The sequence below is a fragment of the Salinicola sp. NYA28a genome, assembly GCF_976982775.1.
This window is the reverse complement of record NZ_OZ334582.1, coordinates 1,683,748-1,709,257: the sequence shown is the minus strand read 5'-3', so window position 1 is coordinate 1,709,257 and position 25,510 is coordinate 1,683,748. Positions and strand designations below refer to the sequence as shown.

Here is a 25,510-nt window from a genome sequence, read left to right as displayed (position 1 = left end):
GCAAAAAAGCCGGGCGACGGCGCCCGGCTTAACGATCGACAAGCTGAGAGAATATCCAGGAGCACCTAAAAGAGGAGCCTGGAAAAGAGAAACCTAGGCAACGCTGACGGTATCCGGGTTATCGTCGACCCCGGCCACGGCAACCTCGTCACTGTCCACGAAGAGATCCTCGAAGGCCTGCATCAGGCTGGTGTTCTCGTCGATCGAGGCGATCATCGAGAACAGCGATGTCATGGGCGTCGCCGTCGCACTGGCTTCCGGTGTCAGCGTGAACGACTGCAGGTTCATTGCCCCGCCGTTGAACGTCAGCCGCAGCGTCTGCTCGCCCGCCGCCAGATCGAGTTCGATACCCTCGTTGACCTGGTAGTTGTTCCAGCCACCGGTATTGGTGACGGATTGCGGCGCAGCGCTGGTGTAGGTGGCGCCATCCTGCTCGACGCTGGCCGTGACGGTGCGACCGTTGGACATCGTGGCAGCGGCGAACGACAGCTGATAGGTGCCCGCCTGGGCGACATCGATGGTGTACTCCACCCATTCGCCGTCGGCGATCGAGCCGATCGAGTTGCCGTTGTCGCGCAGATCGACGCCTTCGTTCCTCGTGTTGACGCCCAGCTGTTCCTCGCTGCTGTCATGGTAGGCGACTTCCGCCCCACCCTCGTCGTAGAGCCCGGCATTCAGCGTCAGCCCATCGTCCACCGCCCAGGGTGTGCTGGACGCGTTGAATGCCGATTGCGCGGCAGGTGCCAGACTGAAGGACTCCAGGTTCTGCGAGCCACCATTGAAGGTCAGCCGCAAGGTCTGCGTCCCCGCCTCCAGGGCCACGTGCTGGCTGTCGGTTGCCTCGAAGGTATTCCAGCCGCCGGTATAGTCGACGCCGATGGTCACGACTTCGTAGACGCCGGCGCCGTTATCGAACGTGGCTGTGATCGAACGGGCACTACCCGTCTGCGCACCCAGCGCGGACAGGAACGAGAGATCGTAGACGCCGGCCTGATCGACCTCGAGCGTGTATTCGACCCACTCCCCGTCCTCGATCCAGCCGATGGCGTCGCCATTGCCGCGAATGTCCACTCCGCCCTCGCGGAAGCTGGTGCCCAGCTGGGTTTCGCTGGAGTCCTCGTAGGTCAGATAGGGCGCGCCCTCGTCGAACAGCGCCGCATCCAGCGTCAGGCCATCGTTATCCACGACCCACGGCGTTGCCGAATTGTTGAATGGGGTGCGTGCCGCCGGCTCGATACCTTCGACCAGGAACACGTTGTCGTTGTAGTCGTAGTTGATGCCGGTGTAATCCATGACCACGAAGTAGGTATTGGCGATGGCGTTTCCGGCGGTGTCGTAAGCCTGGAAGACACGCACGGTATGGCCGCGCTCGATACCCGCGTCCTCGGCCGGGGGCGTACTGCCGCCGGAAGGATTCAGCGACGGATCGGTGGAGAGATTGGCGATCGAGATGCCGAAGATGTCGTCGCCGGCCCAGCTGTCGGGTATCCGCCCACGAGTGAAGGACGCCGTTGCATAGTCGCCGTTGGCGATTTGCGGCAGGAACGACTGGCTATAGAGGCTGTCGTGATTGCTCAGCGATGCGCGCGCCGCCTTGTCGCCCGGGGCATGCAGCGCCAGCAGCGCGCCACTGTACCCGTGCAAGGCCGCCAGCTGGGTGACTGTGGCCGACTCGACGCCGTCGGCGATCTGCCAGTAGCGCGACAGCACTTCCTGGTCGTTGGCCGCTCGGTAGAGATCGAAATCCTGCAGCACGGAGCTGCCACCACCGTCCAGCGTCGACAGGCCATCGATGTGATTGCCGAAGCCGAACACTTGCCAGATCTCGTTGAGGTTGGGCTCCCAGCCCCCTTCGTCCCGCGCCTGCCAGAAGCCGGCCAACTGGATCTCCGTCACCGGCTGATCGGCATCGTTGGAGACGATCGTCATGGTGCCTTCGAAGACGCCACTGGCTGCGTTACTGGTCGGCGGTGTATAGGCGTCCCGGTTGAACAGTACGCCAACCTCGATGGATTCGCCGGGCGCCAGCCTCAGGTCATCGAGGGCATCCGCGTCCGCCAGCATGAACGGGCCGCTCAACGTCACGCTGCTGACCCACAGATCACCCGTGCCGTTATTGGTGATGACGACCGACCCGCTATCCTTGTACTCGCGCGGCACCGGGGAAGAGCTGGTCGCATCGTTGTCTTCGAGATAATTGAAAGCGATGCGGTCGCTGAAGTAGGCCGGATCGGTACTGACCACGCTGATGTTGCCGTCGGAGACGACCGTGACGGGCTCGTCCGACACTTCCAGCGAGTCGATATCGGGCCCGACACCATTGGGCGCGGTGACCGTGACGGTGTTACTGCCCGCCGCCAGCGTCACTTCCACCGTCTGGTAGACCCAGTCGCTCACCGTCTGGCTCTGGGCGGGGAAGTTGACCGCCGGATAACTGACCCCGTTGATCGTCAGCGCCATGGGACGGTCGGCTTTACCGCTGGTCAACGAGTAGCGGAACGCGACTTCATAGACACCACTCTGGTCGACGTCTACGTCCCAGGTAAGGCTCTGGTCGCCGCTGCCGACGAAATCGACGAAGCCTTCGCCCGAGGCGTCACGATCGGTCTGAGAGGAAGGAATGACGACGGCGCCGCCCTCGATGACCGCAGCCTCTGCTTCGTAGACGGCATAACCCGGCGTCGTGTCCTCGACCAGTACCTGCAACTGATCGATATTCGGCCCCGTGTTGCTGGTCGACTGCAGTCGGATCGTATTGGCGCCGGCGATCAGCTCGGCCGGAATATCCAGTGTCTGCCACGTATTCCATGCGGCATTGCCACTGACACCGACCGGCGGCGCGAAACCATAGACGCCGATGCTGACATCGTTGACGAAGACTTCCAGCGGCCGGTTGGCCGTGCCCCCGTTGGCGTAGCGAATCCGAAGTACGGCATCGCCAGCGTCGGCCGCACTCATGTCGACGTTGAAAGTGATGAAATCCGCCGTGGTCGCGCCAAAGTCGGCGTAGCCGCCGATCACACCATCGCTGTCGTTGGTGTTGCCGTCGAGCCCGTAGGCGCCGGGACGCACGCCGTACTCCGATCCGACATCGGTGGGCTCGGGGTTGTCGCCGTCTCGGATCACGATCTGAGCGCCGGCCCCGGAAGCGATGATCGCCTGGGACTCGTCTTCGGCCTGGATAGTGGCAATAGTAGTCAAGTCGGCATCTCCTTCTCCGGGGTCAATGATATCGCCAGGCACCGGATCCAGCCGGACGACCTGGCTCTCGCCCGTGCTGCGATTGAGCGTTATCAGATAGAGCTGGCCGGTCAGCGGATTCTCGATGATATCCAGGGGATCGACATAGGAGATGACATTACCGTCGACGTCACGCAGCACGTTATCGTTCGAGACGTTGCCCTCCTCGTCCAGCGTGATCCAACGGATATCGTCACCGCCGGAGTACTCGACGAACAGCAAGCTGCCGTCCAGCGTCGCGCCGAAAACGTTGCTGGTATATTCGATGGCGCCGTTGGGTGAACGGTTGGTACCCAGGGAATACACATCGTCGATCGCGTAATTGCTGTCGGGGTTGGTACCTACCGCGTACTCGTCGGTCTCGTTGGTATCCTCGCCGGCGGTCGGATTCCCGCCGTTGAGGATATATTCGTCGTGCATCGGGTTGGGGTGGCCGTAGTAGCCCCCTTCCTCGACCTTGAATAGCCAGTCGTCCTCGATGCCCACGTTGATCAGCCCTTCGTTGTAGGCCGTCGAAGGATCGTCCGGCGTGACACCGCCAGCCGCGGAACCATTGGTCGGCGCATACAGATTGCCGTTGGAGTGCCATACCAGATCATAGGCGTTGCGAATGCCGGTGGCGTAGACCTTGAGGACGGCATCGGCCGCAAATGGATCGTAGTATTCGATCAATACGTTGCCGTCGGCATCCTGCATCGTCGCGGTGCCATCTTCCGCGAAGACCAGGTACTGGCCGCCACCCATGTCGATGGGGCCGTTCTTGAGGTCGCCGTCATCGTCTTCGTAGCGAGTGTTGGAACCATCGGTCGGCAACGGTTCGGTCGAGACGTCGAAGCCCCCCGCCGGCGCATCCCGATACGGATCGATTTCGAGTACCGCGGCGTTCAGCAGTCGCTCGGGACGGTTACCCCAGGCACTGTCGTCTCCACCCATCGCGGTGTTGGCCCCCTGCGAGACATACAGCAGATAAGGCGGCACGTCAGGGTTGGTCTCGGCGTCGTATTCGGGGTTGGCGTGGAACACCAGGCTGTTGGTGACATGGTCGCCGTTGGAACGCGGCAGCCCCGTGATATAGGTTTCCGCCAACCCGGAGAACGTGGCGTCGCTATCGTCGATCGTGACCTTGCTGACGCGTCCGCTGAATTCGGGTACGCCGTTGTCGCGTCCGGTCAGCGGAACCGGATAGTTGTCGGTCACCCATAGCACGTTGGGGTCGGTCGGATCGAAAGCGAGCCCCATGATGCCCCGAGCGCCCTCCTCGCTCTGGAAGTAGTCCAGCGCCAGCGTCTGCTCGTTGGACAGCGCCCCGGTGACCGGATCGACATCGAAGCGCTTGATCTCGCCGTTCATGGTCGAGACGTAGATCTTGCTGTAGTCCGGCGACATGGTGATGGAAGTAAACAGGTACGCTCCATCTTCGGCACCGTTCAGCTCCACCGTCGTGTCGAAGGCCACTTCGCTGTCCTGGACTTCCGGTTCGGCGCCGGTCACGAAGGTAGTGGTGAATTTCTGAAACTCGCGGGTGGGCGCGCTGGGATCGTCGTTGTCGCCGCGGTCCTGGAAGCCGTCGATCACCAGCGTGTAACTGGTGTACTCATCCAGCTCACCCACCGGCGATATGGTCAGCGAATCGAACCCGCCGGTGGTATTGATGTTGAACGCGACCTCTTCACCGGTAACGGTGTTGAAGAGCTTGACCGAGCCGTCGTTGAGACTCTCCAGCAACGCACCGCCGCGGCCATCGACCACGGAGATACCGATGAAGATATCGGACGTGGGATCGATACCCACCGGTAGCGTACCGTCGTCCGACTGGAGATGGACCTCCACCTGCTGCTCGCCGACGCCGGCCACGGCCCGCGGATCGGTGAAATAGGCGTAATCCGCAGGCGCCTCGCGGTCATCGTTGGGCGTCAGGTCCGGCAGCGACTGGATCTCGATGTACTGGATTTCGGTGTTGGCGCTGTCGACACCGATCGAATCGAGCGTCAGCCGCCCGTCGGTGACCTGCACGATCCGCGTGACCAGCGTCGACCGGTAACCCTCGCTGTCGTTGGTGGGATCGTCATCGGCAGGGAAGCCGTCCGGCCGCTCGGATGTCAGTTCACCGAACGATTCACCCTCGGCATTGATAAGATTGACGCTGTCATAGGAGCCGCCACTGTCGCCAATGGAGATCGTGACTTCGTAATAGCCGTCCTCCAGTTCGATCTCCCAACCGGCGTCCTGGCTGTAGCCGGGTTTGTCGAAACCTGCGTAGGTGGCTTGCAATGAGTCTACGTTGGCAAGCGTGCCGCTGCGATCTCCCAGAGCATCGGGGTCCTGACCGGCGATCGCCATCGGCGTCGTGCCGTTGGCGGTGCCGTCGGCGATCGAACCCTCCGTCACCCATCCATACTGGTAAGTCTGGCCATCCACCTGCAGCGACTGCTGCCCGAACGCCAGGCCGGTATCGGCAACATAGCCATCCGGCGTGGTCGCGCCGTTCGGCTGGAAGTTGATCTTGACCTCGAAGCGATCACCGGGCTCGACGACGGGATCGCCGCCGTCGTCAGGCAGCGTGTGGATCGACAGGCTGTCGATGTTGGGGCCGATATTGCCGATGTTGGCGAGCCGAACCACGTTGTCGCCGGCACCGAGCTCGATCTCGACGGTGGTTTCCGTCCAGTTCTCCCAGCCCGCGCTGCTCACCCCTGTTGATGGGAAATCGATCGTGCCCTGCGTATCACCGTCTACCGAAAGCGCCATCGGGCGATCGTTCGTGCCGCTGGCGGCGTAGCGAATCGTCAGCAGGTAGGTTCCCGCTTCCGCGACATTGACCGTGAAAGCTCCCGCATCCCCGGTCTGGGATCCCATATCCAGATATCCCGTACCGCTGAAATCGCCCCACAAACCATCAGCGCCGCCACCGCTCGGCTCCGGGTTGCTGGCATCGCGAACCACGGTATCGGCGGCGGAGGAGCCGTCGTCGATCGCCAGCGCTTCCCCCTCGATCGAGAATACCAGCGTGGGATCCGCCGGCAATGCGTCGACATAATCGAAGGTGATCTGGTCGATATTGGGACCGTTGGGTACGCCGCCCTGCGCCGTCGACGGCAGGGTCAACGTCAAGCTGTTATCGTTTTCGGAGAGCGGTACCGAAACGCTGATCTCGCTCCAGTTGGTCCAGGATCCGGTCGGCGGAAACGAAACCAGGGTGGGCTCCGCGCCGTTGACGGAGAGCAGCAGCGGGCGATCGCCGGTCCCGCCATTGACGTAGCGAATCGTCGCGGTATAGACCCCGGTCTCCTCGGGAGAGACCTGGAAGGTGACCGCATCGCCGGCATCCGTGCCGAAATCGACGTAGCCACCATCGATCGCGCCCGCTCGGACGACGCCCTGCGCGTCGGGATGTTCGCTGTCGACGACTCGCGTCAGGCCAGCGCTGCTCGTCGCCCCGCTGTCGGCGATGGAAACCAGCGCTGAGTCTTCGGCCTGAATGACCAGCGGCGCCGGCACGTCATCCACAGCGATCGCGGTCAGCGTCAGGCTGTCGATGTTCGGGCCGCCTCCCACGATATTCTCCAGCCGGATGACATTGGTGCCGCTGTCGAGCGTCAGGGTCAGTGTCGCGTGCTGCCAGGTCTCCCACCCCGCCGTCCCGGTACCGGTCGAGGGAAATGTCAGGGTGCCCTGATCGTTGCCATCGACCAGTACGGCCATCGGGCGGGAGGCGCCACTCGCGCTGCTGCCGGCATATCGCACATCGAGCTGATAGGTGCCGGCGGCTGCGACATCCACCTCGAAATAGGCCGCGTCCCCGATCTGCCCCCCCATGTCCACGTACCCGGTACCGCTCGATCCGTTCCACAAGCCATCGCTACCCGCGGCGGCGCTGGTCTCCGGGTTATCGGCATCGCGAACGACCGTATCGGCAGCCGAGCTACCGTCATCGGTCGTCAGTGATTCTCCCTGGAGAGTGAAGACATCGCCCGACCAGCCTTCGACGTTGACGACTTCGATATCGACCGACTGCTCGCTACCCGTCAACAGCTGACCGTTTGCATTCAGCGCATCCAGCATCAGATTGGTCAGACCTCGATCCAGATCCGCGGACAAGGTGAACCGATAAGGGCTTTCCGAAGCCACCTGCTCGCTCGGGTTGCCCGCGGAGTCGGTTACCGTCAGGGTGACAGCGGCAACGTCGCTGGCGGAAAAGCCGCTGCTGTCGATGGGCGCGACTTCCAGCCAGTAGTCCTCACCAAGAAAGTCACGAGTGATGGCAGCGCCCTGCGTCAATGTCTCGACGGTGTCCCCGGTCTGAGCATCGATGATGGATAGCGTGAACATGAATAGAGCCCCTACGCGTTATATGGTGGTTATGAAACGAGCGAGAATGACCGTCGCCCGTTCGGCGCTAACCGACACGATGCCGAGCTCCCGAGCATTGACTGACGGAAGTTCCCTATCGCTGATCGTTTATGGGCCGAAAGACTCGGACTGACTCATGACTAAAGTCTTATCGATGGAGTCTTACCGATGGCAACCTAGCGCTTCTCACTGCCAGCGCAAAGTTGAAACTTCTAAAACCATCAAAACGAGTTTAACGAGAAGCGCATGGAATGTAGCACTCGAACGCCTCACTTCCAACGCATAATCATTGATTTAGCTTCTTTCTCGCCCCCTTATAAAAAGCGCGTTTACATAAAATTTCAAGGATGATAAATATCAAACTCAAGTACCAAAAATCGGCCTGGCATTTCAGTACAAATTCGTAACCTTATCACCATGAAATCCTTTGTTTTTATTCGCACGGCTTTTGCCACATATCGAATCAATCGCGACAAAAACACAACAAATCATTGATTTAAAAAGATTAAAACAACAACCCAAGCCCCATACTCCTCTCTCAACCAGGAATCCGCCCTTAAAACCCGCTTGTAAACTTGTTCACAATTTACGCATCCTGATGGGAACAGCGATGCATCAACGCCACTTTCCACAACAACCTCAGAAGAGAAAATGCTGTGGCAAACCCCCAGGACAAAACCGACCTGCAACAGGCTATATCGGCCAGTCGTCAGGCTTTCCTGTTTATCTTGTTGTTCAGCCTGTTCATCAACTTGCTCATGCTGGCGCCGTCGATTTACATGTTGCAGGTATACGACCGTGTAATTACCACCCGTAGCCCTGAAACCTTGCTCATGCTGACGCTGGTAGTGGTGTTCCTGTTTGTCGTGATGGGCGCCCTGGATCTGGTGCGTTCGCGCATTCTGGTTCGCGTCGGCAACCGGCTCGACATGCAGATCAACGAACGGCTCTACCAGGCCACGTTCAAGCGCGCGCTGCTGGTGCCAGGCAGGCCGTCGGCCCAGCCATTCAATGATCTGACCACGCTACGTCAGTTTCTCAGCGGCAACGGGTTGTTCGCCTTCTTCGATGCGCCCTGGATTCCGGTCTACATCGCCATATTGACGCTGTTCCATCCCTGGTTCGGGATCTTCGCCGCCGTCGCCGCCAGCGTGCTGCTGGCGCTGGCATGGATCAACGAAAAGAGCACCCAGTCGCTGCTGAGCGAAGCCAACCGGGAGCACATCCAGTCCCAGGACCTGGCCCAGAGCAACCTGCGCAATGCCGAAGTGCTCCAGGCCATGGGGATGCTGCCGAATCTGCTCGCCCGCTGGCGAGGAAAGCATCACGACTATTTGCTGCATCAATCCCATGCCAGCGATCGGGCCGGTACCCTCAGCAACGTGTCGAAAACCCTGCGAATCCTGTTCCAGTCGTTGATCCTGGGGCTGGGTGCCTTTCTGGTCATCGAAGGTAGCCTGACCGGCGGCATGATGATCGCCGGCTCCATCCTGATGGGCCGCGCACTGGCGCCGATCGACCAGATGATCGGCGGCTGGAAGGGTTTCATCGCCGCACGTACCGCGCACGGACGGCTCAACGCCCTGCTGTCGGCGGTACCTGCCGAGCCTCAGCGCATGCCACTGCCGCCGCCGACCGGGCGCCTGGCACTCGAATCGGTGACCGCGGGCCCTCCCGGCGAAAGCCGGCCGACCCTGTGGGAACTCGACCTGCTGTGCAATCCCGGCGAGCACATCGCTATCGTCGGCCCCAGTGCCGCGGGCAAATCGACGCTCGCTCGCGTCATGCTGGGCGTCTGGCCGGTGCAAAGTGGCTGCGTCCGGATAGGGGGCACCGATATCGGCCAGTGGCCGCGGGAACGGCTGGGGCCTTTCATCGGCTATCTGCCTCAGGATGTCGAGTTGTTCGACGGCAGCATCAGCGAAAATATCGCCCGTTTCGGTGATCTGGACCCGGCGCGGGTCATCGAGGCCGCCCAGAAGGCGGGCGTGCACGACATCATTCTGCGGCAACCCTCGGGTTACGACACACAGATCAGCGGGGCCGGCGGCATCCTTTCCGGCGGGCAGCGCCAGCGACTCGGCCTGGCCCGGGCGCTTTACGGCAACCCGGTCCTGGTGGTGCTCGACGAGCCGGACGCCAATCTCGATGCCAGCGGCGAACGCGCGCTGCTGCACTGCCTGCGCCAGCTCAAGACTCAAGGCACCACGGTGTTCATCATCAGCCATTCATCGACCATCCTCGAGCATGTCGACCGTGTCCTGACACTGCAGGAAGGACGTATGGTGTCCTGCGCTCCCGCCCGCCAGCCTGCGCCGAAGATGGCGCAATCCTCGCGGGAGAGCGGCACACCCGTTCACTCCATCCGGATGCGTGCCCGCGGCAAGCCGGACGACTCGCGATCATCTCTTCCTCTCCCCCCGGAACCGCCGACGTCATGACGATTTCATCTGCCGCGCCGATAGCGCTCGGGGCTCCTGCCCCTCAGTTGCCCACCAGCGATCGCACCAGCCGACGCTGGGGTCTGGCCATTCTGGTATTCGCCCTGGGCGGTTTCGTGCTCTGGTCGGTCACGGCCGATCTCGCGGTCGCGGTGGTGGCGCCGGGATCGGTGGCCGTCGAGACCTCGACTAAGAAGGTTCAACACTTCGAGGGCGGCATCGTCAAACGCATCCTGGTCGAGGATGGCGATCAGGTCAGTGCCGGAGATTCGCTGATCGTGCTCGACGACACCCAGCCGCTGGCCAAGCTCTCGATTGCCGAGTCGGAATACCGTATTGCCCTGGCGAGCGAGGTCCGCCTGCTGGCCGAGCAGAGCGACCGCGACACGCTGACGTTTCCCGATATCCTGCTCGATGACGTGTCGCCGCGGGTGCAGGCCGTGGTCGACGTGCAGCAGCGTCTGTTCCAGGTCCGCCGGCAGTCGTTGAAGGATGCACTGTCCGCACTGGACGAGAAGGCTCGCCAGATGCAGGAGCAGATCGCCGGTCTCGAACGGTTGCAGCAGGTCAATCGGTCCAAGATCAACTCGCTTTCCGGAGAAGCCGGCGACTATCGCACGCTGTTCAAGGAGGGGCTTGGAGACAATCAGCGTCTGCGCGAGCTCGAACGCCAGGTGCTCGAGTATCAGGGGGAAAACGCCCAGCATAGCGCCGAAGTGGCGCAGCTACGTTCGCAGATCAGCGAAAACGGCTTCCAGAAGGAGATTCGTCGGCAGGAGTACCACCAGGAAGTCGGCGAATATCTCAAGGATGTCCAGTCCCAGGTGACGGACGCCGAAGAGCGAGTCACCGCGCTGCGCGACCAGGTTCAGCGTACCGCCATCGTCGCGCCGGTCTCGGGGACCGTCGTCGGTCTCCAGGTCCACACCCAAGGCGCCGTTATTCGCTCCGGCGACACAGTAATGGAAATCGTCCCGGCCAACGAAGCCTTTATCGTAGAAGCGCGAATTCCCGACCGCGACATCGACAACGTCCGCATCGGACAACCTGCCGAGATTCGCTTCAGTGCCTTCAACCAGCGGTTATCCAATGTCATCGAGGGAGAGGTCGCCCACGTTTCAGCGGACAGCTTCGAAGACGAGGCCACACGAACCCATTATTACAAGGCGCGCATCCGCGTCACCGATTTGGGTCATTCCGAAATGACTTCCTCGATGCAGCTGCTGGCCGGCATGCCTGCCGAAGTCATGCTGAAGACCGGCGACCGCACCTTTGCCAGCTATATGTTCAAACCGTTCAGCGACATGCTGGCACGCGCGATGCGAGAAGAGTAATGCCATCGATTCACCAATGGATCCTGACCGGTTGTCTGGCGACGCTGATCGCCACGGCGCATGCCCAGCCACTCAAGATCGAAGCGCCGCTACCGGAGCCGGCCGGCACCGCACCAGCGCCGCTACCTTCCCTTCCACAGCTGGTCGCCCTGGCGCTGACCTACGACAGTGGATTGCAGAGCCAGCGCCTGGATAGCCAATCGATGGCGCAGGAAGTGCCGATGGCGCAGGCAGGGTTGCGCCCCCGGCTCGATGCCACCGCCGCCTATCGCTACACGGACGCCGATAATATCTATACCGACAATCCCGATGACTATCCTGACGAGGTCTATGACGATCGCGTGTCCGGCCGGACGCGGGACACCAGCTGGGAACTGCGGATGACACAGCCGCTGTTCAGTCTCGAGCGCTGGCGCCGGGTCGGCAAGGCTCGCGCGCAGATGGATGCGGCCGCGCTGCAGGTAGCCGTCGCCGAGCGTGACCTCGCGGTCAAGGTGGTGGAAACCTATCTCGATGCCTATCAGGCCTCGCGCAAGCTGGGCTTGCTGATCGCGCAGCGCGAGTCGCTGGTACTGCAGCAGCGCCAGGCGCAACGGGCCTACGACCTGGGCATCGGCGATCGTATCAACCTGCTGGAGTCCCAGTCGCGGCTGGACCAGGCGGTCGCCGACCAGACATCGGCGGAAAATGACCTGACCAACGCCCTGAGCGATCTCGAAAGGCTGACCGGCGTTTCGCTTCCCTTTGATCCGGTGCTGGTCGATACCCCGGAGAACCTGAACATCGCGCCGGAATCTCGCCCGCTGGAGAGCTGGCTGTCACTGAGCCGGAATAACGTGCAGGTGCGCCTGGCCGCCGAGCGCCAGCGCGTCGCCGACAGGGATACCGACGTGCGACGCGCGTCACGCTATCCTGAACTCAACCTGGTGGTCGGCTACAGCGATGTCGATAGTAACGATGCCTTGCGAACCAGTAACGACCTTTCGGCCAGCGTGGAGATGAACCTGCCGATCTACCAGGGTGGCTATACCACCGCCAGCATTCATCAAGGAGAGCTGACGGCACGAGCCAGCGCGGCCAGCACGGAGAACGAACGCCGACTGGCTCAGCAGGAGGTTCGCAAGCGCCTGCTCAGCATGCAGGGCGACCTGCGCCAGTTGGAGGCCCTGCAGCGCTCGGTGGAATCCGGCAGTCTGTTTCTGCAGGCGGCGATTCGCGGCGAATCTCTCGGCCTGAGAGATCTGGTGGATGTCCTCGACGCGCGCTCCTCGCTCTACGATCTGCGCATTCGCTTCATCGAAACGCTCTGCCTCTATCTCGAGGATCGCACCTATCTGCAGGCCACTACCGATCAACTCGACACATCGACACTGGCGGAGGTGGCAAGCATTCTGGAGCGTGTCGAACGGGCCGCGCCGAGCGACGAAGGATGAACCGGCCCAGGTTGGGAAAAGAAATATCGGGCAATGCTCCGATGACGAGACGGTCGAGGCGCCAATATTTCCAAGTCGCAGTCGACCGCATTCGACAACCGTACGATCGTAGAACGATCTGCTATCTTGACTAAAAAATCGCCGGATATGGTGTTCGGCGGGATCGACCGAGGGGATGCAATGAGCCTACCACTATGGTGCCTGCTGATAACCGCGCTATTGCCCTTCTGGCTGGCATTCTGGAGCAGCAGCGTCAGGCGTCGGGAATTCGGTCATCTGGATAATCATCATCCACGCCAGCAATATGCGCAGATGACAGGTAAAGGCGCGCGTCTCTGGGCAGCGCAAAGCAACGCTTGGGAAGCGCTGGCGCTGTTCACCGCGGGTATCGTTGCCATGCAGACCTCGGGTGGCGGCAGGCTTGCGGATATCGCCTGCGTTGTCTTCGTGCTGGCTCGGATCGGTCATGGTCTCTGTTACGCCATGGATCTGGCGACGCTGAGGTCTTCTCTTTTCGTCGTCAGCTTTCTGGCCGTCATGTCACTTTTCCTGACTGCCCTGCTATAGGCTGTATGGCGTCGAGATGCGAGCTTTCGGAAAGAGGGCCACGGCGAGAACCCATAGCGTTCAGGACCATCAAGTTTTAGCGAAATGAGCCGATAATATTCGAATCACCCCGCGTGATTCGCTTTTGCCATTCGAGTGCGATCGAGATCCCGTCCCATGTCCATCGACAATGAATTCCAATGCGATTCACCACAAGACACCGACGATAGCCTCGGAGAATCAGTGCTGCCTGCCCCGCCTTTCGGAAACGCGATGGTTGGTAATCTCGACACACACCAGCAATGGGCGCTGGAAGCCATGGCGGCAGCCCAGACCTCCTACTGGCGGTGGGCCGCCCCCGAACGCAGCTTTCTCTGCGGCACGGTAACCGAACGAAGCGATAGCGACCTTCTGCGTCTTGACTGGTGGACGCTGCTGAAGACGATGCCGTCGGCCGAGCGTCGGCGCCTGATCATGATATGGCGGCGGATAAACGACGGTCAGCAGGACCGCGTCGACGTGCTGATACAACCCGACGCCACCAAGCCATCGATCTGGTGGCGCATCCGCGGCGCGATTACCTTGCGCGACGGTCGAGCCTCCCCTCTCGCGGCAACTGGCACCTGGGAAGTCCTCGATGATCCGCGTGATCAGCGGACCCATGGCAGCGTCCGGGCGCACGCGTTTGCCGCCTCGCGGGATTCGATGCTGGTCGTCGACGATCGCTGGCGCATTCTGGAAACCAACGACGCGTTCACCGAGCTCGGCGGGTTACCACCGAGCGCGATACTCGGCCGCGCATTGCAGCAGTACATAGATGCCGATGTGCTGCGTTCCGACCCGGCGACGGTCGCGCGAAATGATCGCATCCAACACTACGAAGGTCTCTTTCATGTCGAAGGGGCGGCGCCCGTTCCGGTGGAACTGACCCTCAGCCATTTCACGCTGGACGAGACCGGCGAGACTCACTATATCGCCGCTCTACGAGACATTTCGGCACGCAAGCGCTCCGAGCGGGAGCTGGAGCATCTCGCCAGGATCGACACGCTGACCCAACTTCCCAACCGTGCGACGCTGCAACAGACGCTGAACGGGCGGCTGCTCAGGCTCCTGCCGGGACACGGGCTCGCGGTCCTCTTCATCGATCTGGATGGTTTCAAGCACATCAACGACTCGCTGGGGCACCAGTCGGGCGACATCCTGCTGAAGATCATCGTCAAACGGCTACGCGCCACGGTGCGCAGCAAGGATCTGGTCGCTCGCTGGGGCGGCGACGAATTCGTCGTGGTCATCGAGGTGGGCAATGACACGGAACTCGCCGACAGGATCGCCCAACGCCTGCTCGAAGCGCTGTCCCATCCCATGGTGATCGGCGGGCATCAGATCAGTGTCACCGCCAGTATCGGCATCGTTCATGCACCACAGAACGGGCGTGATGGAGAGACTCTGCTCAAGCATGCCGATGTCGCCATGTATGCGGCGAAGAACCAGGGCAAGAACGCCATCGTCGTCTATCACGAGCAGTTGAAACATCACAGCCTGGAACAGATGTCGATGCTCGCCCATCTGCGGGAAGCCATCGCCAGGGACGCTCTCGACTTCGTGGTCCAGCCCAAGTTCGATGGCAACAACCGGATGATCGGTGCCGAGCTGCTGGCGCGCTGGATGACCGAAGACCATGGTGAAGTCCCCCCGGCCGTTTTCGTACCGCTCGCCGAAAACAACGGAATGGCGTCGGCACTGGGTGATCTGGCCATCGAACGCGCAGCCCGATATGCCGCCCGCCTGGCCGCTACGGGCCATCCGTTGCCGGTATCGGTGAACATCTCCGCACTGCATGTGATAGACGACAAGCTGGCGAATACGCTGCGCAGTGCCTGCCATCGTCATCACATCACGGCCGACCAGATCGAACTGGAAGTGACGGAGTCCGTGTTCCTGGAAGACACGCGGATACCGGAAGCTCGGATCGAGCATCTCAGAAGCCAGGGCTTCCGTGTCGCGATGGATGATTTTGGCGCCGGCTACTCATCGCTGGGCTATCTCAAGCGCCTGCCCTTCGACACCATCAAGATCGACCGCTGTTTCATGCACGGCCTGGAGGCGGACCGGCGTTCACGCGACCTGCTGGCAGGTATCGTCGAACTGTGCAACCTGCTTGGCATGGAAACCGTTGCCGAAGGCGTCGAGACCGAAGAACAGTGGCAACTGCTGCAGACATTGGGCGTCAAGCAGTACCAGGGGTTCTACCTGGGTCGCCCCATGCCGGTGGAACAGCTATTGGAGCGGTTGAAAAGAGACCTCTGATCGCATCTCCAGTGAAGCCTCCCTGCCAGTCGCATGACGTGTCAGGCCGGGGAAAGAAAACGGCCGGTAGCGTCGGGCGCCGTGCTGGCGTAACGTGCAAAACGTTATCATTCACTCGCCCGACTTCGTGAAGCCGTTACCCATGCCCCCGACTTTCAGCCTGATCGCTCCCGCCTCTTTCACCCGGCCCGATGTCCTGGAACAAGCCGCCCGGGCCTTGCAGCCGTTGGGTATCGCCGTTCACTTTCCCGACCGGCTGCAGGATCAACGACACTACCTGGCCGGAAGCGTCGAGCATCGCCTTCAGACGCTCTACGATGCCTACGCCGATCCCGACACCGATGCCGTCTGGGCCGTTCGCGGCGGCTATGGCTGCGCCCACCTGGCGACCGAAATCGACTGGAACCGGCTCTCTCGCAAGCCGTTGATCGGTTATTCCGATCTCAGCGTGCTGCTGGATCAGTGCCATCGCCACGGCTTGCCGGCCATCCATGGCCCGGTGATGAAAGAGGGCGTAAAACTCGCCAGCGATGACGCCGACCTTCACGCCGCGAGCCACCGGGATTTCAGCGCCCTGCTCGGGCTGCTCGAGGGCCGGTCGCCGGAGAGCGTGGCGTTGACGCCTGTTTCGGCCGCTTCGGCGGCGGTGATCGAAGGGCCGCTCGTCGGCGGCAACCTCGCGACCCTGGCCAGCGTTGCCGGCACCGCGCTGGCGTTTCGTGCGCCCCCCGGAGCGATCGTAATTCTGGAAGACGTCGGCGAGCCCTACTACCGACTCGAGCGCGACCTGTGGCAGCTGGTCCATTCCGGCGCGCTGGACGCCGCCGCCGCCGTCTGCATCGGCACTTTCGAGAATTGCGCCCCCTACGGGGATCTAGAGATCGAGACGCTGTTCGAGACCTGGCTGGCGCCCCGTGGCCTGCCGCTCTACGCAGGGCTTCCCATCGGCCACGGGCGCGACAACCTGCCTTGGCGCTACGGGTCGAAGGCGCGTATCGCCAGCGATCGGCTGCATTTCCTCGACTGAGCCTGTCACCAAGATCCGTTACGTTCGTTCGAATCCACGAAAAACGCCGCCTCGCATGGACGAGGCGGCGATCGTCGATTGGCTACCGGTTTCGATTGGCTACCGGCTACGACTGGCATCCTGCACGCGGATTCGCACCTACACGCGCTCGAACACCGTAGCCACACCCTGCCCCATGCCGATACACATCGTCGCCAGGCCCATCGCGGTGTCCTGTTGACGCATGACGTTGAGCAAGGTGGTGCAGATACGCGCCCCGGAACAGCCCAGCGGATGGCCGAGCGCGATGGCGCCACCATGCAGGTTGACCGCCTCGTCCAGCCGATCGAGCAGTTCGAGATCCTTCAGCACCGGGATCGACTGTGCCGCGAAGGCTTCGTTGAGCTCGACCGTCTGGATATCACCGATCTTGAGGCCGGCAGTTGCCAGCGCCTTCTGCGTCGCCGGAACCGGGCCATACCCCATGATCGAAGCATCACAACCGGCCACGCCGGTCGAGACGACTTTCGCCAGAGGCTCCAGCCCCAGTGATTTCGCCCGCTCGTAGCTCATTACCATCAGTGCCGACGCGCCGACGGAGAGCGCCGACGAGGTAGCCGCGGTCACCGTGCCATTCTTGGGATCGAATACTGGCTTGAGCGATGCCATCTGTTCGAGACTGGCGTCTTCGCGTACGACTTCGTCGTGCCTGATCAGGCTGCGGTAGCCCTGCTGATCGTGGCCTTCGATCGGCACGATCTCGTTGTCGAAGTAGCCTTGACGATTGGCCTCGCTGGCACGGCGATGGGAACGCAGCCCGAACTGGTCCTGCTGTTCGCGAGTCACCCCGTGCATCTTGCCCAACAGTTCTGCCGTCAAGCCCATCATCATCGCCGCCTTGGCAGTGCTCTTGCTGGCCGCCGGATTGACATCGATGCCATGATCCATCGGCACGTGCTCCATGTGCTCGACGCCACCGATCAGGTAGCAATCCCCCATGTCGGCGCGAATGTTGGCCACCGCGATATGCAGCGCGCTCATCGACGATCCACAGAGGCGATTGATGGTCTGCGCCGGCACCGAACGCGGGATGCCGGTCAGGATGGCGGCATTGCGCGCGATGTTCATCGACTGTTCCAGGGTCTGGTTGACGCAGCCCCAGAGGATGTCGTCGACGCAGGCAGGGTCGAGCTTCGCGTTGCGAGTGAACAGCGCCTGCATCACGGCAGCGGAGAGATTCTCGGCGCGGACGTGACGAAAGGCGCCGTTCTTGGCCTTGGCCATGGGTGAGCGTACGGCATCGACCACCACGGCATCTCTTGCTTTCAAACTCATGACTGTGACTCCGGTTGGTGGTGGACTCAGCGGTCGCTGGCGTCAGGGTAAAAGCGCTCGCCATTGGCGGCCATTTCCTCGAGTCGCGCCGTCGGTGCATACAGCGCGCCCAGTTCACCGGCGAGCCGTTTCGCTACCGCCACGAACTCGGCCACGCCCATGGCGTCGATATAGCGCAGCGCGCCGCCACGGAACGGAGGGAAACCGATGCCGTAGATCAGCGCCATGTCCGCCTCGGCCGGCGACCCGACGATGCCGTCCTCGAGACAGCGCACCGTCTCCATGCACAGTGGCACCATCATCCGCGCGATGATCTCGTCGTCGGACAGTTCCCGCGTTTCGCGGACGACCCCGGCGACCAGCCGGTGAGCCTCATCGTCATGGGTCTTCTTCGGCTTGCCCTTCTTGTCTTCCTCGTAGACGTAGAAGCCCTTGCCGTTCTTCTGGCCGAGCCGCTGGTTGTCCAGCATCATCTGAATCGCGGACTTGCCGTCGTGGGCCATTCGATCCGGGAAGCCTTCGGCCATCACTTCGCTGGCGTGCACGGCGGTATCGATGCCGACGACATCGAGCAGATAGGCAGGCCCCATCGGCCAACCGAAGCGCTCCATGATCTTGTCGGCACGCTCGAAGTCCACGCCATGCTCGACCAGCCCGCTGAAGCCGCCGAAATAGGGGAACAGAACCCGATTGACCAGGAATCCCGGGCAGTCGTTGACCACGATCGGCGTCTTGCCCATCTGGCGGGCATAGGCCACCGTCGCGGCGACCGCGGCATCGGAGGTCCTGGCGCCACGAATGACTTCGACCAGCGGCATCCGGTGCACCGGATTGAAGAAGTGCATGCCGCAGAAGTTCTCGGGTCGCTTAAGATTGGCCGCCAGCCGATCGATCGAGATGGTCGAGGTGTTGGATGCCAGAATGGTGTCGTCCGCGACCTGGGCCTCCACGTCGGCAAGTACCGCTTCCTTGATCCTGGGATTCTCGACCACGGCTTCGACCACGAGATCGACCTGACCGAAATCGCCGTAGGAGAGCGTCGGACGAATGTTGCTCAGCACTTCGGCCATTCGCGTCTGGCTGAGCTTGCCGCGCTCAAGCTGCTTGGTCAGCAGTTTGCGGGCTTCCTTCAGGCCAAGCTCGATCGCTTCGGACTTGATGTCCTTCATCAGTATCGGCGTGCCCTTGTAGGCGCTCTGGTAGGCGATGCCGCCCCCCATGATGCCCGCCCCGAGCACTGCGGTCTGCTCGACCGCCTTGGCATCCTTCTCGTACTGTTTGGCCTTTTTCTTGACCGCCTGGTCGTTCATGAACAGACCGACCAGGTTGTAGCAGACGTCGGTCTTGGCCAGCTTGGCGAAGGCTTGCGCTTCGATCGCCTGGGCACGTTCGCGCTCTTCGCCTGCGCCCTTCTGTATGACACGAATCGCCTCGATCGGCGCCGGGTAATGCGGACCGGCCTTCCCGGCCACGTAACCCTTTGCGGTCTCGAACGCCATCATCTGCTCGACCGCATTGAGCTTCAGCGGCGAGCTCTTTTCGGTCCGGCGGGCACGATAATCGAAATCCCCGGCATTGGCCTTGTCGATCATGTCCCGGGCCGCCGCCAGCAACTGGGACTGCGGTACAACGGCGTCGACGGCGCCCACCTTGAAAGCCGTGGCGGCATCGTTCTGCGAGCCGCCGGCAATCCACTCGATGGCATTGTCGGCACCGATCAGTCGCGGCAACCGGACACAACCGCCCCACCCCGGCACGATGCCCAGTTTGGTTTCGGGCAGCCCGATCTGTGCCGTTTCCGCCATGACGCGGAAATCGGTGGTCAATCCGAGTTCGCAGCCACCGCCCAGCGCCAGACCGTTGAGCGCGGTGACGGTCGGGAACGGCAGATCCTCGATGCGATTGAACAGCGCATGAATCCGCGTGTTCATGTCGATCAGGAAAGCTTCGTCCTTGGCGAACATGGCATGAAATTCGGTGATATCGGCACCGACGATGAACACGTCCTTGGCGCTGGCGATGACGAGCCCCTTGAGGCCGGCCTCACTTTCCAATGCCTCGACGGCTTGCGACAACTCACCGATGACCGAGGATGAGAGCTTGTTGATCGCCTCATCCTTGAGATCGAACGTCAGGAGCGCGAGATCGCCGTCCTGACGCTCGACCCGGATGGCATCGCCTTGATAGAGCATGAGAAATCTCCGTGCCATGGCTGCGAAAGCGCCCCGTGCTGGCGTCTACGAGGCTAATCATACGACTGTTTGAATAGCGAAAGCTTGAGGCGCGCAGGTGGGCTCGTCAAGCTCAACCAAAGTCTCGGCCTGCCGCGCCGACTCTCACCCCAGCGTAGACCACCGGCGGCCCGGCGCCGTCTGCCGGCGTCTTCGCGCAAAGTGATGCCTCACCCGCTAGAATGTCCCCCCGCCTGCCTGTGGGCCTCTCCTCGTTTCGGAGGGCAGACAGGTTGGCGCTTTGACAATCACTCGGAGGAGCCTGGCCCGTGGCCATGAAAGACCCCACGACACCTTCGACAGTGGCTCGGCTGGAACCGCTTGTCGCTCGTTTGCGCCGCTATCACTGGGTCTGGCCACCTATCGCTTTCGTACTGGGTTTGCTGGGGTTTTTCCTGGTCGATCGGCAACAGTGGCTGGGCGCCGTGCTGGCCCTGGGGCTGATGCTGACCTGGGTTCTGTTGATTGTCGAGAGTATTGCCAGTAAATGGCTGTCGCGGCGAGGGCGCAATGCCGCGCTGCCCCGCGCGGCGGCGACTTTCGTCGCGCAAATGGTGCACCAAGAGACGCTGTTCTTCTGTCTACCGTTCTTTCTTGCCACGACGATCTGGACTAGCGGCCAGGCCGTTTTTACCGGGCTGCTGATCGTCTGTTCGATCCTCGCCATTCTGGACCCTCTGTATTTCGGCTTGTCCAACCGCCATCGCTGGCTCTACTTCCTGCTCCATGCGCTGTGCGTGTTCGTGGTGATGCTGGTCACGCTGCCCATCATGCTGAGCCTGACAACGGGAGAGAGCCTGATCCTTTCGATTCTGGCGATGATGTTCTTCAGCCTGCCTAGTGTCATGGGCCTGCTCAAACCCGGCGGCATCGTTCGCTGGCTCGCCATGGCGGGGCTGCTGGTCGTTCTGGGCGGAATTGCCTGGACAGGACGAACCTGGATACCACCAGCGACGCTGTGGCTATCCGGGAGCGCCCTCTCGCCCGGATTCGATACGGCTGCCCGCGAGCCCAGCGGTAGCATGACGCTGACGCCGCAGGCACTCCGCTCGCGCGGCCTCTATGTCTATACGGCGATACGAGCCCCCCGTGGGCTGCGCGAGAAGGTCTATCACGTCTGGCGTCATGACGGCGATGTCGTCGAGCGCATAGCGCTGGTCATTCACGGCGGACGCGACCAGGGCTATCGAGCCTGGACCCACAAGCAGAATTTCTCCGCTGACCTAAAAGGTCGCTGGCAAGTGGATGTGATCACGCAGACCGGCCAGCGGATCGGTAGCGTACGATTCACAGTGGCCGAGGATGGCGCGGCCACGGCGGCCGATGGCAGAATTCAGCGTCCGCTGGGCATCCCCGGCTGGAATATCCGCCATGCCTTGGGAAATGGAGATGAGCAAGCCGACTAATCGCCAATCATTGTGACTTGCATTATCCTGCGGCGCTTTGGAGAATGTTAGGACGTTCACGATTCAGGTAATCCGCTATGGCACAGCATATCGGCTTTAAACTGGCACGCCTGCCGCGACTCTGGCGCGCCGTCATCGATGAACGCTTGGCGCCACTGGGCTTGACCCAGACACGCTGGGTGACGCTTTGGAATCTGCGCAACATGGGCGGAGGTCAGGCCCAATGCGATCTGGCGCGAGCCATTGGCGTGGAAGCGCCCTCGCTGGTGCGCACGCTGGACCAACTGGCAGAGCAGAATCTGATCGAGCGCCGTCCTTGCGCCGAAGATCGCCGTACCAAGCGTCTTCATCTGACGGAGGAGGCAACACCGCTACTGGAGAAGATCGAAGAGATCGTCACCGAGGTGCGCGATGAAATGCTCGGCGGGTTCACGCCGGAAGAGATCGATGCTTTCGAAAGCATGCTGGATCGCATCGAGAAAAACGGATTGGAACTACAGCGTCAGTCCGAGCAGGCCAAGGCCAGCTGAGGCGGGAGCAGGCACCGGCCTGAACACTCCGCCACGATCACGACCAAACGCACCGCGCCGCAAGCGGTGCGCCACTCAAGCGATGAACCACTACCGAGGCTTGTTCGGCACCTCGACGTTTCTGCCGCTGCCAGCCAGGGTATCCCGCATTGCCAGCCAGCTCGTCCACTCCTGCGGAAACCGTTCGAAGCTCATCGCCTCCTGCCACCAGATGCACATCGTATGCTGGCTGGATTCGACGATCAGGGCATCCGCCGGCAATCCGTCCAGCCACTGCTTGAGTGCCTGCAGGCGCTCGGCATCCAACGATGGCAGCGGAGCCTGGCGCCAGCGCCATTGGTCCGTCGCCGCTTCCAGTGCTTCGCTGGCGACATCGTTACGAATCACGGTGAAATCGCTGCCCGATTCCGTGCCTGGGTATCGCAACCGATAACCGGTCAGCGCCACGTTCGGCATGGCCAGTGGCGCCTTGGTAAAGTTCAACTCCCCGCCGTTGGCCTTGACGTGCCGCCGCATCTGCCCTCGGATGGACTCGCCTCGGCTTGGCCGCAGCCACACCATTGGTGACAGAATCAGCAGTACGGCAACCAACAGAAAACCCAGCACCGCCATAACGTTTCTCTCCTGTTTCGGCCGTTTTCCTCCGACCCCATTGCCCTTGATTACGACCAAGGTATGACGCGTCACCGTGCACTCTACCGGTTACATCACGTTGCGTCGCGGGAGCGTATGGTTGATGATCGCCTGCGGCGCCTGACCGCAGGCCATTATCGAAAATTGCGTTGTGCCGCTCATGAGGCGCGCTTACAGTTATCCATGTTCATTCGCCGAACGGGGGGTTACCCGATGAGCAACGAATACCATCACGTGCTGGTTGCCGTGGATCTGACCAAGGATTCGCATAAAGTCCTGGAACGCGCGATTCCCATCGCACGCCGGAACCAAGCCAAGCTCTCGATCATCCACACGCTGGAACCCCTGGGATTTGCCTATGGCGGTGATATCCCGATGGACCTGACGAGCATCCAGGATCAGCTCGACGAACACGCCACGCAGCGACTGGCCGACATCTCCGATCCTTACGATATTCCTCGGGAAGACCAGCATATCGTGGTCGGAATGCCGGATACTGAAATTCAGCGCTTTGCCAAGGAACACGACGTGGACCTGATCGTCGTGGGCTCCCATGGCCGCCACGGCTTCGCGCTGTTGCTGGGATCGACATCGACCGGCGTTCTGCATGGCGCGGAGTGTGACGTATTGGCGGTTCGCGTCGGCAAGGATGGCGAAACGGAAGAGTAGTGTGACCTCCTGCTTCGTCTCCATGGCTGAATCATGTGCCTTGCCCGTCGCGGGCAAGGCACATTCTGCCGCCGCGAGCGGCGACTAGCCCTCTCCTTCCGCCATCGCCTCCAGTTCCATCCAGCGTTCCATTGCCCGATCCAGCTCGGCCTGGGTTGCCGAAAGCGCCTCGATGGCCGCGGTGACGGTCTCGCTGTCCTGCTGGTAGAAGTCCGGCTCCCCCATCTGGGCCTCGAACGTCGCGATCTTGCCCTCCAGCGATTCGATCGTTGCCGGTAACGAGTCCAGCTCCCGTTGCAGCTTGTAGGAGAGCTTCTGGCGACGCTTGTCGCTTTCGCCCTTCGTCGATTGCGCAGATGCCGTCTGCCGCTCGGCCAGCTTTTCCTGCGCCTTGCGTGCCTCGGCCAGCTCCCATGGTGCCGGCGGTAGCCGCCCGCCCTGTCGGACCCAGTCGGTATACCCACCCACGTAGCTGCGCACGATGCCATCACCCTCGAACGCCAGCACGTCGGTGACCACGTTGTCCATGAACGCGCGGTCATGCGAGACCAGCAGCAGCGTGCCTTCGAAGTCGAGCAGCAGCTCCTCCAGCAGCTCCAGGGTTTCCACGTCGAGATCGTTGGTCGGCTCGTCCAGCACTAGTACGTTGGCGGGCTGGGTGAAGAGCTTGGCCAGCAGCAGACGGTTGGACTCACCGCCGGATAGAGCCTTGACCGGTTGTCGTGCGCGCTCCGGCGTGAACAGGAAGTCCTGCAGGTAGCTGATGACGTGCTTGTCCTTGCCCGCGACCGTCACCTTGTCGCTGCCCTGAGCGACGTTGTCGTAGACGCTCTTGTTCAGCTCGAGCCCCGCACGCAGCTGGTCGAAATAGGCGACCGACAGGTTGGTCCCCATTCGCACACTGCCTTCGCTGGGCTCGAGCTCGCCCAGCAGAATCTTGAGCAACGTGGTCTTGCCGGCACCGTTGCGCCCGATCAGCCCAATGCGATCGCCGCGCTGAATCTCCAGCGACAGATCGCGAATGATGCAGGCCTCCGCATAGTAGTGCGTCACCCCCTGCAGCTCGACGACACGCTTGCCGCTGCGTTCGCCGCTATCCACCTGAAACGATGCCTTGCCCTGGCGCTCGCGCCGCTGGGAGCGTTCGTTGCGCATCTTTTCCAGCGCCCGGACCCGGCCTTCGTTGCGGGTTCGGCGCGCCTTGATGCCCTGACGAATCCATGTTTCCTCCTGCGCCAGTTTCTTGTCGAACTCGGCCCGTTCGCGCGCCTCGACTTCCAGTTCGTGCGCCTTCTGTGCCTGGTAGGTGGCGTAATCACCGGGGTAACGACCCAGGCGTCCGCGGTCGAGCTCCAGAATCGTGGTCGCCAGCTTCGAAAGAAAGGCGCGGTCGTGGGTAATGAACAGGACGGCGCCGTCGAATGCCAGAAGCTGCTCTTCGAGCCAGGTAATGGTATCGATGTCGAGATGGTTGGTCGGCTCGTCGAGCAGCAGCAGGTCAGGCCCGGCCACCATGGCGCGCGCCAGTGCCACCCGCCGGCGCCAGCCACCCGAGAGGCCGCTCATCATGGCGTCGGCCGGCAGGCCCAGTCGGGTCAGCACGGTGTCGATACGCTGATGGAAAGACCAGCCGTCCTGCGCTTCCAGACGTGTCTGCAGCGTCTCCAGCCGTCGCATGTCCGGCTCGGCCATCGCCACGAGACGGTGATACTCGGCCAGCAGGGCCCCGGTTTCGGGCAACCCCTGGGCGACGACTTCGAAAATCGTCGCCTCGTCGGCGTCCGGCAACGCCTGCTCGAGAACGCCGATCTTGAGACCCGGCGCGCGCCAGATGTGGCCATCGTCGGCTTGATTATCGCCCGCGATCAGTTTCAGCAGCGTCGACTTGCCGGTGCCGTTACGCCCGACCAGCGCGATGCGCTCTCCCTTCTCGATGACCAGGTCGGCGCCATCGAGCAGCGTATGATGCCCGTAGGCGAGTTGCAGTTGTTCAAGGCGTAGCAGAGCCACGTAGGACCTCGCGATCGTGAAACTTCGAAATGGTGACGG

The 25,510-nt window shown here is 62.0% G+C and carries 14 protein-coding genes; 9 read left to right on the top strand and 5 right to left on the bottom strand.

The window, feature by feature from the left end:
- Positions 1-93: 93 nt before the first annotated feature.
- On the bottom strand, positions 94-7,569 hold the full coding sequence (locus tag ACWHY3_RS07670) for a carbohydrate-binding protein (protein ID WP_448127954.1): 7,476 nt from the start codon (positions 7,567-7,569) through the stop codon (positions 94-96).
- Positions 7,570-8,246: 677 nt separating this feature from the next.
- On the opposite strand from ACWHY3_RS07670, the gene ACWHY3_RS07665 reads away from it, so the two are divergent.
- The 6 genes from ACWHY3_RS07665 (at position 8,247) to ACWHY3_RS07640 (ending at position 16,678) form a co-directional block, all read left to right on the top strand.
- On the top strand, positions 8,247-10,031 hold the full coding sequence (locus ACWHY3_RS07665; RefSeq protein ID WP_322529420.1) for a type I secretion system permease/ATPase: 1,785 nt from the start codon (positions 8,247-8,249) through the stop codon (positions 10,029-10,031).
- Complete coding sequence (locus ACWHY3_RS07660) at positions 10,028-11,365, top strand: HlyD family type I secretion periplasmic adaptor subunit (RefSeq protein ID WP_448127953.1); 1,338 nt, start codon at positions 10,028-10,030, stop codon at positions 11,363-11,365. The genes ACWHY3_RS07665 and ACWHY3_RS07660 overlap by 4 nt, the downstream gene beginning before the upstream one ends.
- On the top strand, positions 11,365-12,798 hold the full coding sequence (locus tag ACWHY3_RS07655; RefSeq protein ID WP_448127952.1) for a TolC family protein: 1,434 nt from the start codon (positions 11,365-11,367) through the stop codon (positions 12,796-12,798). The genes ACWHY3_RS07660 and ACWHY3_RS07655 overlap by 1 nt, the downstream gene beginning before the upstream one ends.
- Before the next feature lie 180 nt (positions 12,799-12,978).
- Positions 12,979-13,365: an MAPEG family protein gene (locus ACWHY3_RS07650; protein WP_448127951.1), complete on the top strand. Its 387-nt coding sequence runs from the start codon at positions 12,979-12,981 to the stop codon at positions 13,363-13,365.
- A gap of 252 nt (positions 13,366-13,617) precedes the next feature.
- On the top strand, positions 13,618-15,651 hold the full coding sequence (locus ACWHY3_RS07645) for a putative bifunctional diguanylate cyclase/phosphodiesterase (protein ID WP_448127950.1): 2,034 nt from the start codon (positions 13,618-13,620) through the stop codon (positions 15,649-15,651).
- A gap of 142 nt (positions 15,652-15,793) precedes the next feature.
- On the top strand, positions 15,794-16,678 hold the full coding sequence (locus tag ACWHY3_RS07640; protein ID WP_448127949.1) for a S66 peptidase family protein: 885 nt from the start codon (positions 15,794-15,796) through the stop codon (positions 16,676-16,678).
- Positions 16,679-16,816: 138 nt separating this feature from the next.
- Here ACWHY3_RS07640 and fadA read toward each other — a convergent pair whose 3' ends face one another.
- Both fadA and fadB read right to left on the bottom strand, forming a co-directional pair.
- Positions 16,817-17,992: an acetyl-CoA C-acyltransferase FadA gene (fadA, locus tag ACWHY3_RS07635; RefSeq protein ID WP_448127948.1), complete on the bottom strand. Its 1,176-nt coding sequence runs from the start codon at positions 17,990-17,992 to the stop codon at positions 16,817-16,819.
- Positions 17,993-18,018: 26 nt separating this feature from the next.
- Positions 18,019-20,184 carry a fatty acid oxidation complex subunit alpha FadB gene (gene fadB, locus ACWHY3_RS07630; RefSeq protein ID WP_448127947.1) on the bottom strand — a complete coding sequence of 722 codons (2,166 nt, stop codon included), beginning with the start codon at positions 20,182-20,184 and terminating at the stop codon, positions 18,019-18,021.
- Between the two features lie 314 nt (positions 20,185-20,498).
- Between fadB and ACWHY3_RS07625 the strand changes: the two genes are divergently transcribed.
- Positions 20,499-21,629 carry a DUF5924 family protein gene (locus ACWHY3_RS07625; RefSeq protein ID WP_087720384.1) on the top strand — a complete coding sequence of 377 codons (1,131 nt, stop codon included), beginning with the start codon at positions 20,499-20,501 and terminating at the stop codon, positions 21,627-21,629.
- A gap of 77 nt (positions 21,630-21,706) precedes the next feature.
- On the top strand, positions 21,707-22,159 hold the full coding sequence (gene slyA / locus ACWHY3_RS07620) for a transcriptional regulator SlyA (protein WP_448127946.1): 453 nt from the start codon (positions 21,707-21,709) through the stop codon (positions 22,157-22,159).
- 90 nt (positions 22,160-22,249) lie between these two features.
- Here slyA and ACWHY3_RS07615 read toward each other — a convergent pair whose 3' ends face one another.
- A complete protein-coding gene (locus ACWHY3_RS07615) occupies positions 22,250-22,771 on the bottom strand; it encodes a hypothetical protein (RefSeq protein WP_448127945.1) in 522 nt (173 codons plus the stop codon).
- Positions 22,772-23,005: 234 nt separating this feature from the next.
- On the opposite strand from ACWHY3_RS07615, the gene ACWHY3_RS07610 reads away from it, so the two are divergent.
- Positions 23,006-23,461 (top strand): universal stress protein, encoded by a 456-nt coding sequence (locus ACWHY3_RS07610; RefSeq protein WP_071230430.1) that lies wholly within the window; start codon positions 23,006-23,008, stop codon positions 23,459-23,461.
- A gap of 84 nt (positions 23,462-23,545) precedes the next feature.
- Here ACWHY3_RS07610 and ACWHY3_RS07605 read toward each other — a convergent pair whose 3' ends face one another.
- A complete protein-coding gene (locus ACWHY3_RS07605; RefSeq protein ID WP_448127944.1) occupies positions 23,546-25,471 on the bottom strand; it encodes an ATP-binding cassette domain-containing protein in 1,926 nt (641 codons plus the stop codon).
- Positions 25,472-25,510 lie beyond the last annotated feature (39 nt).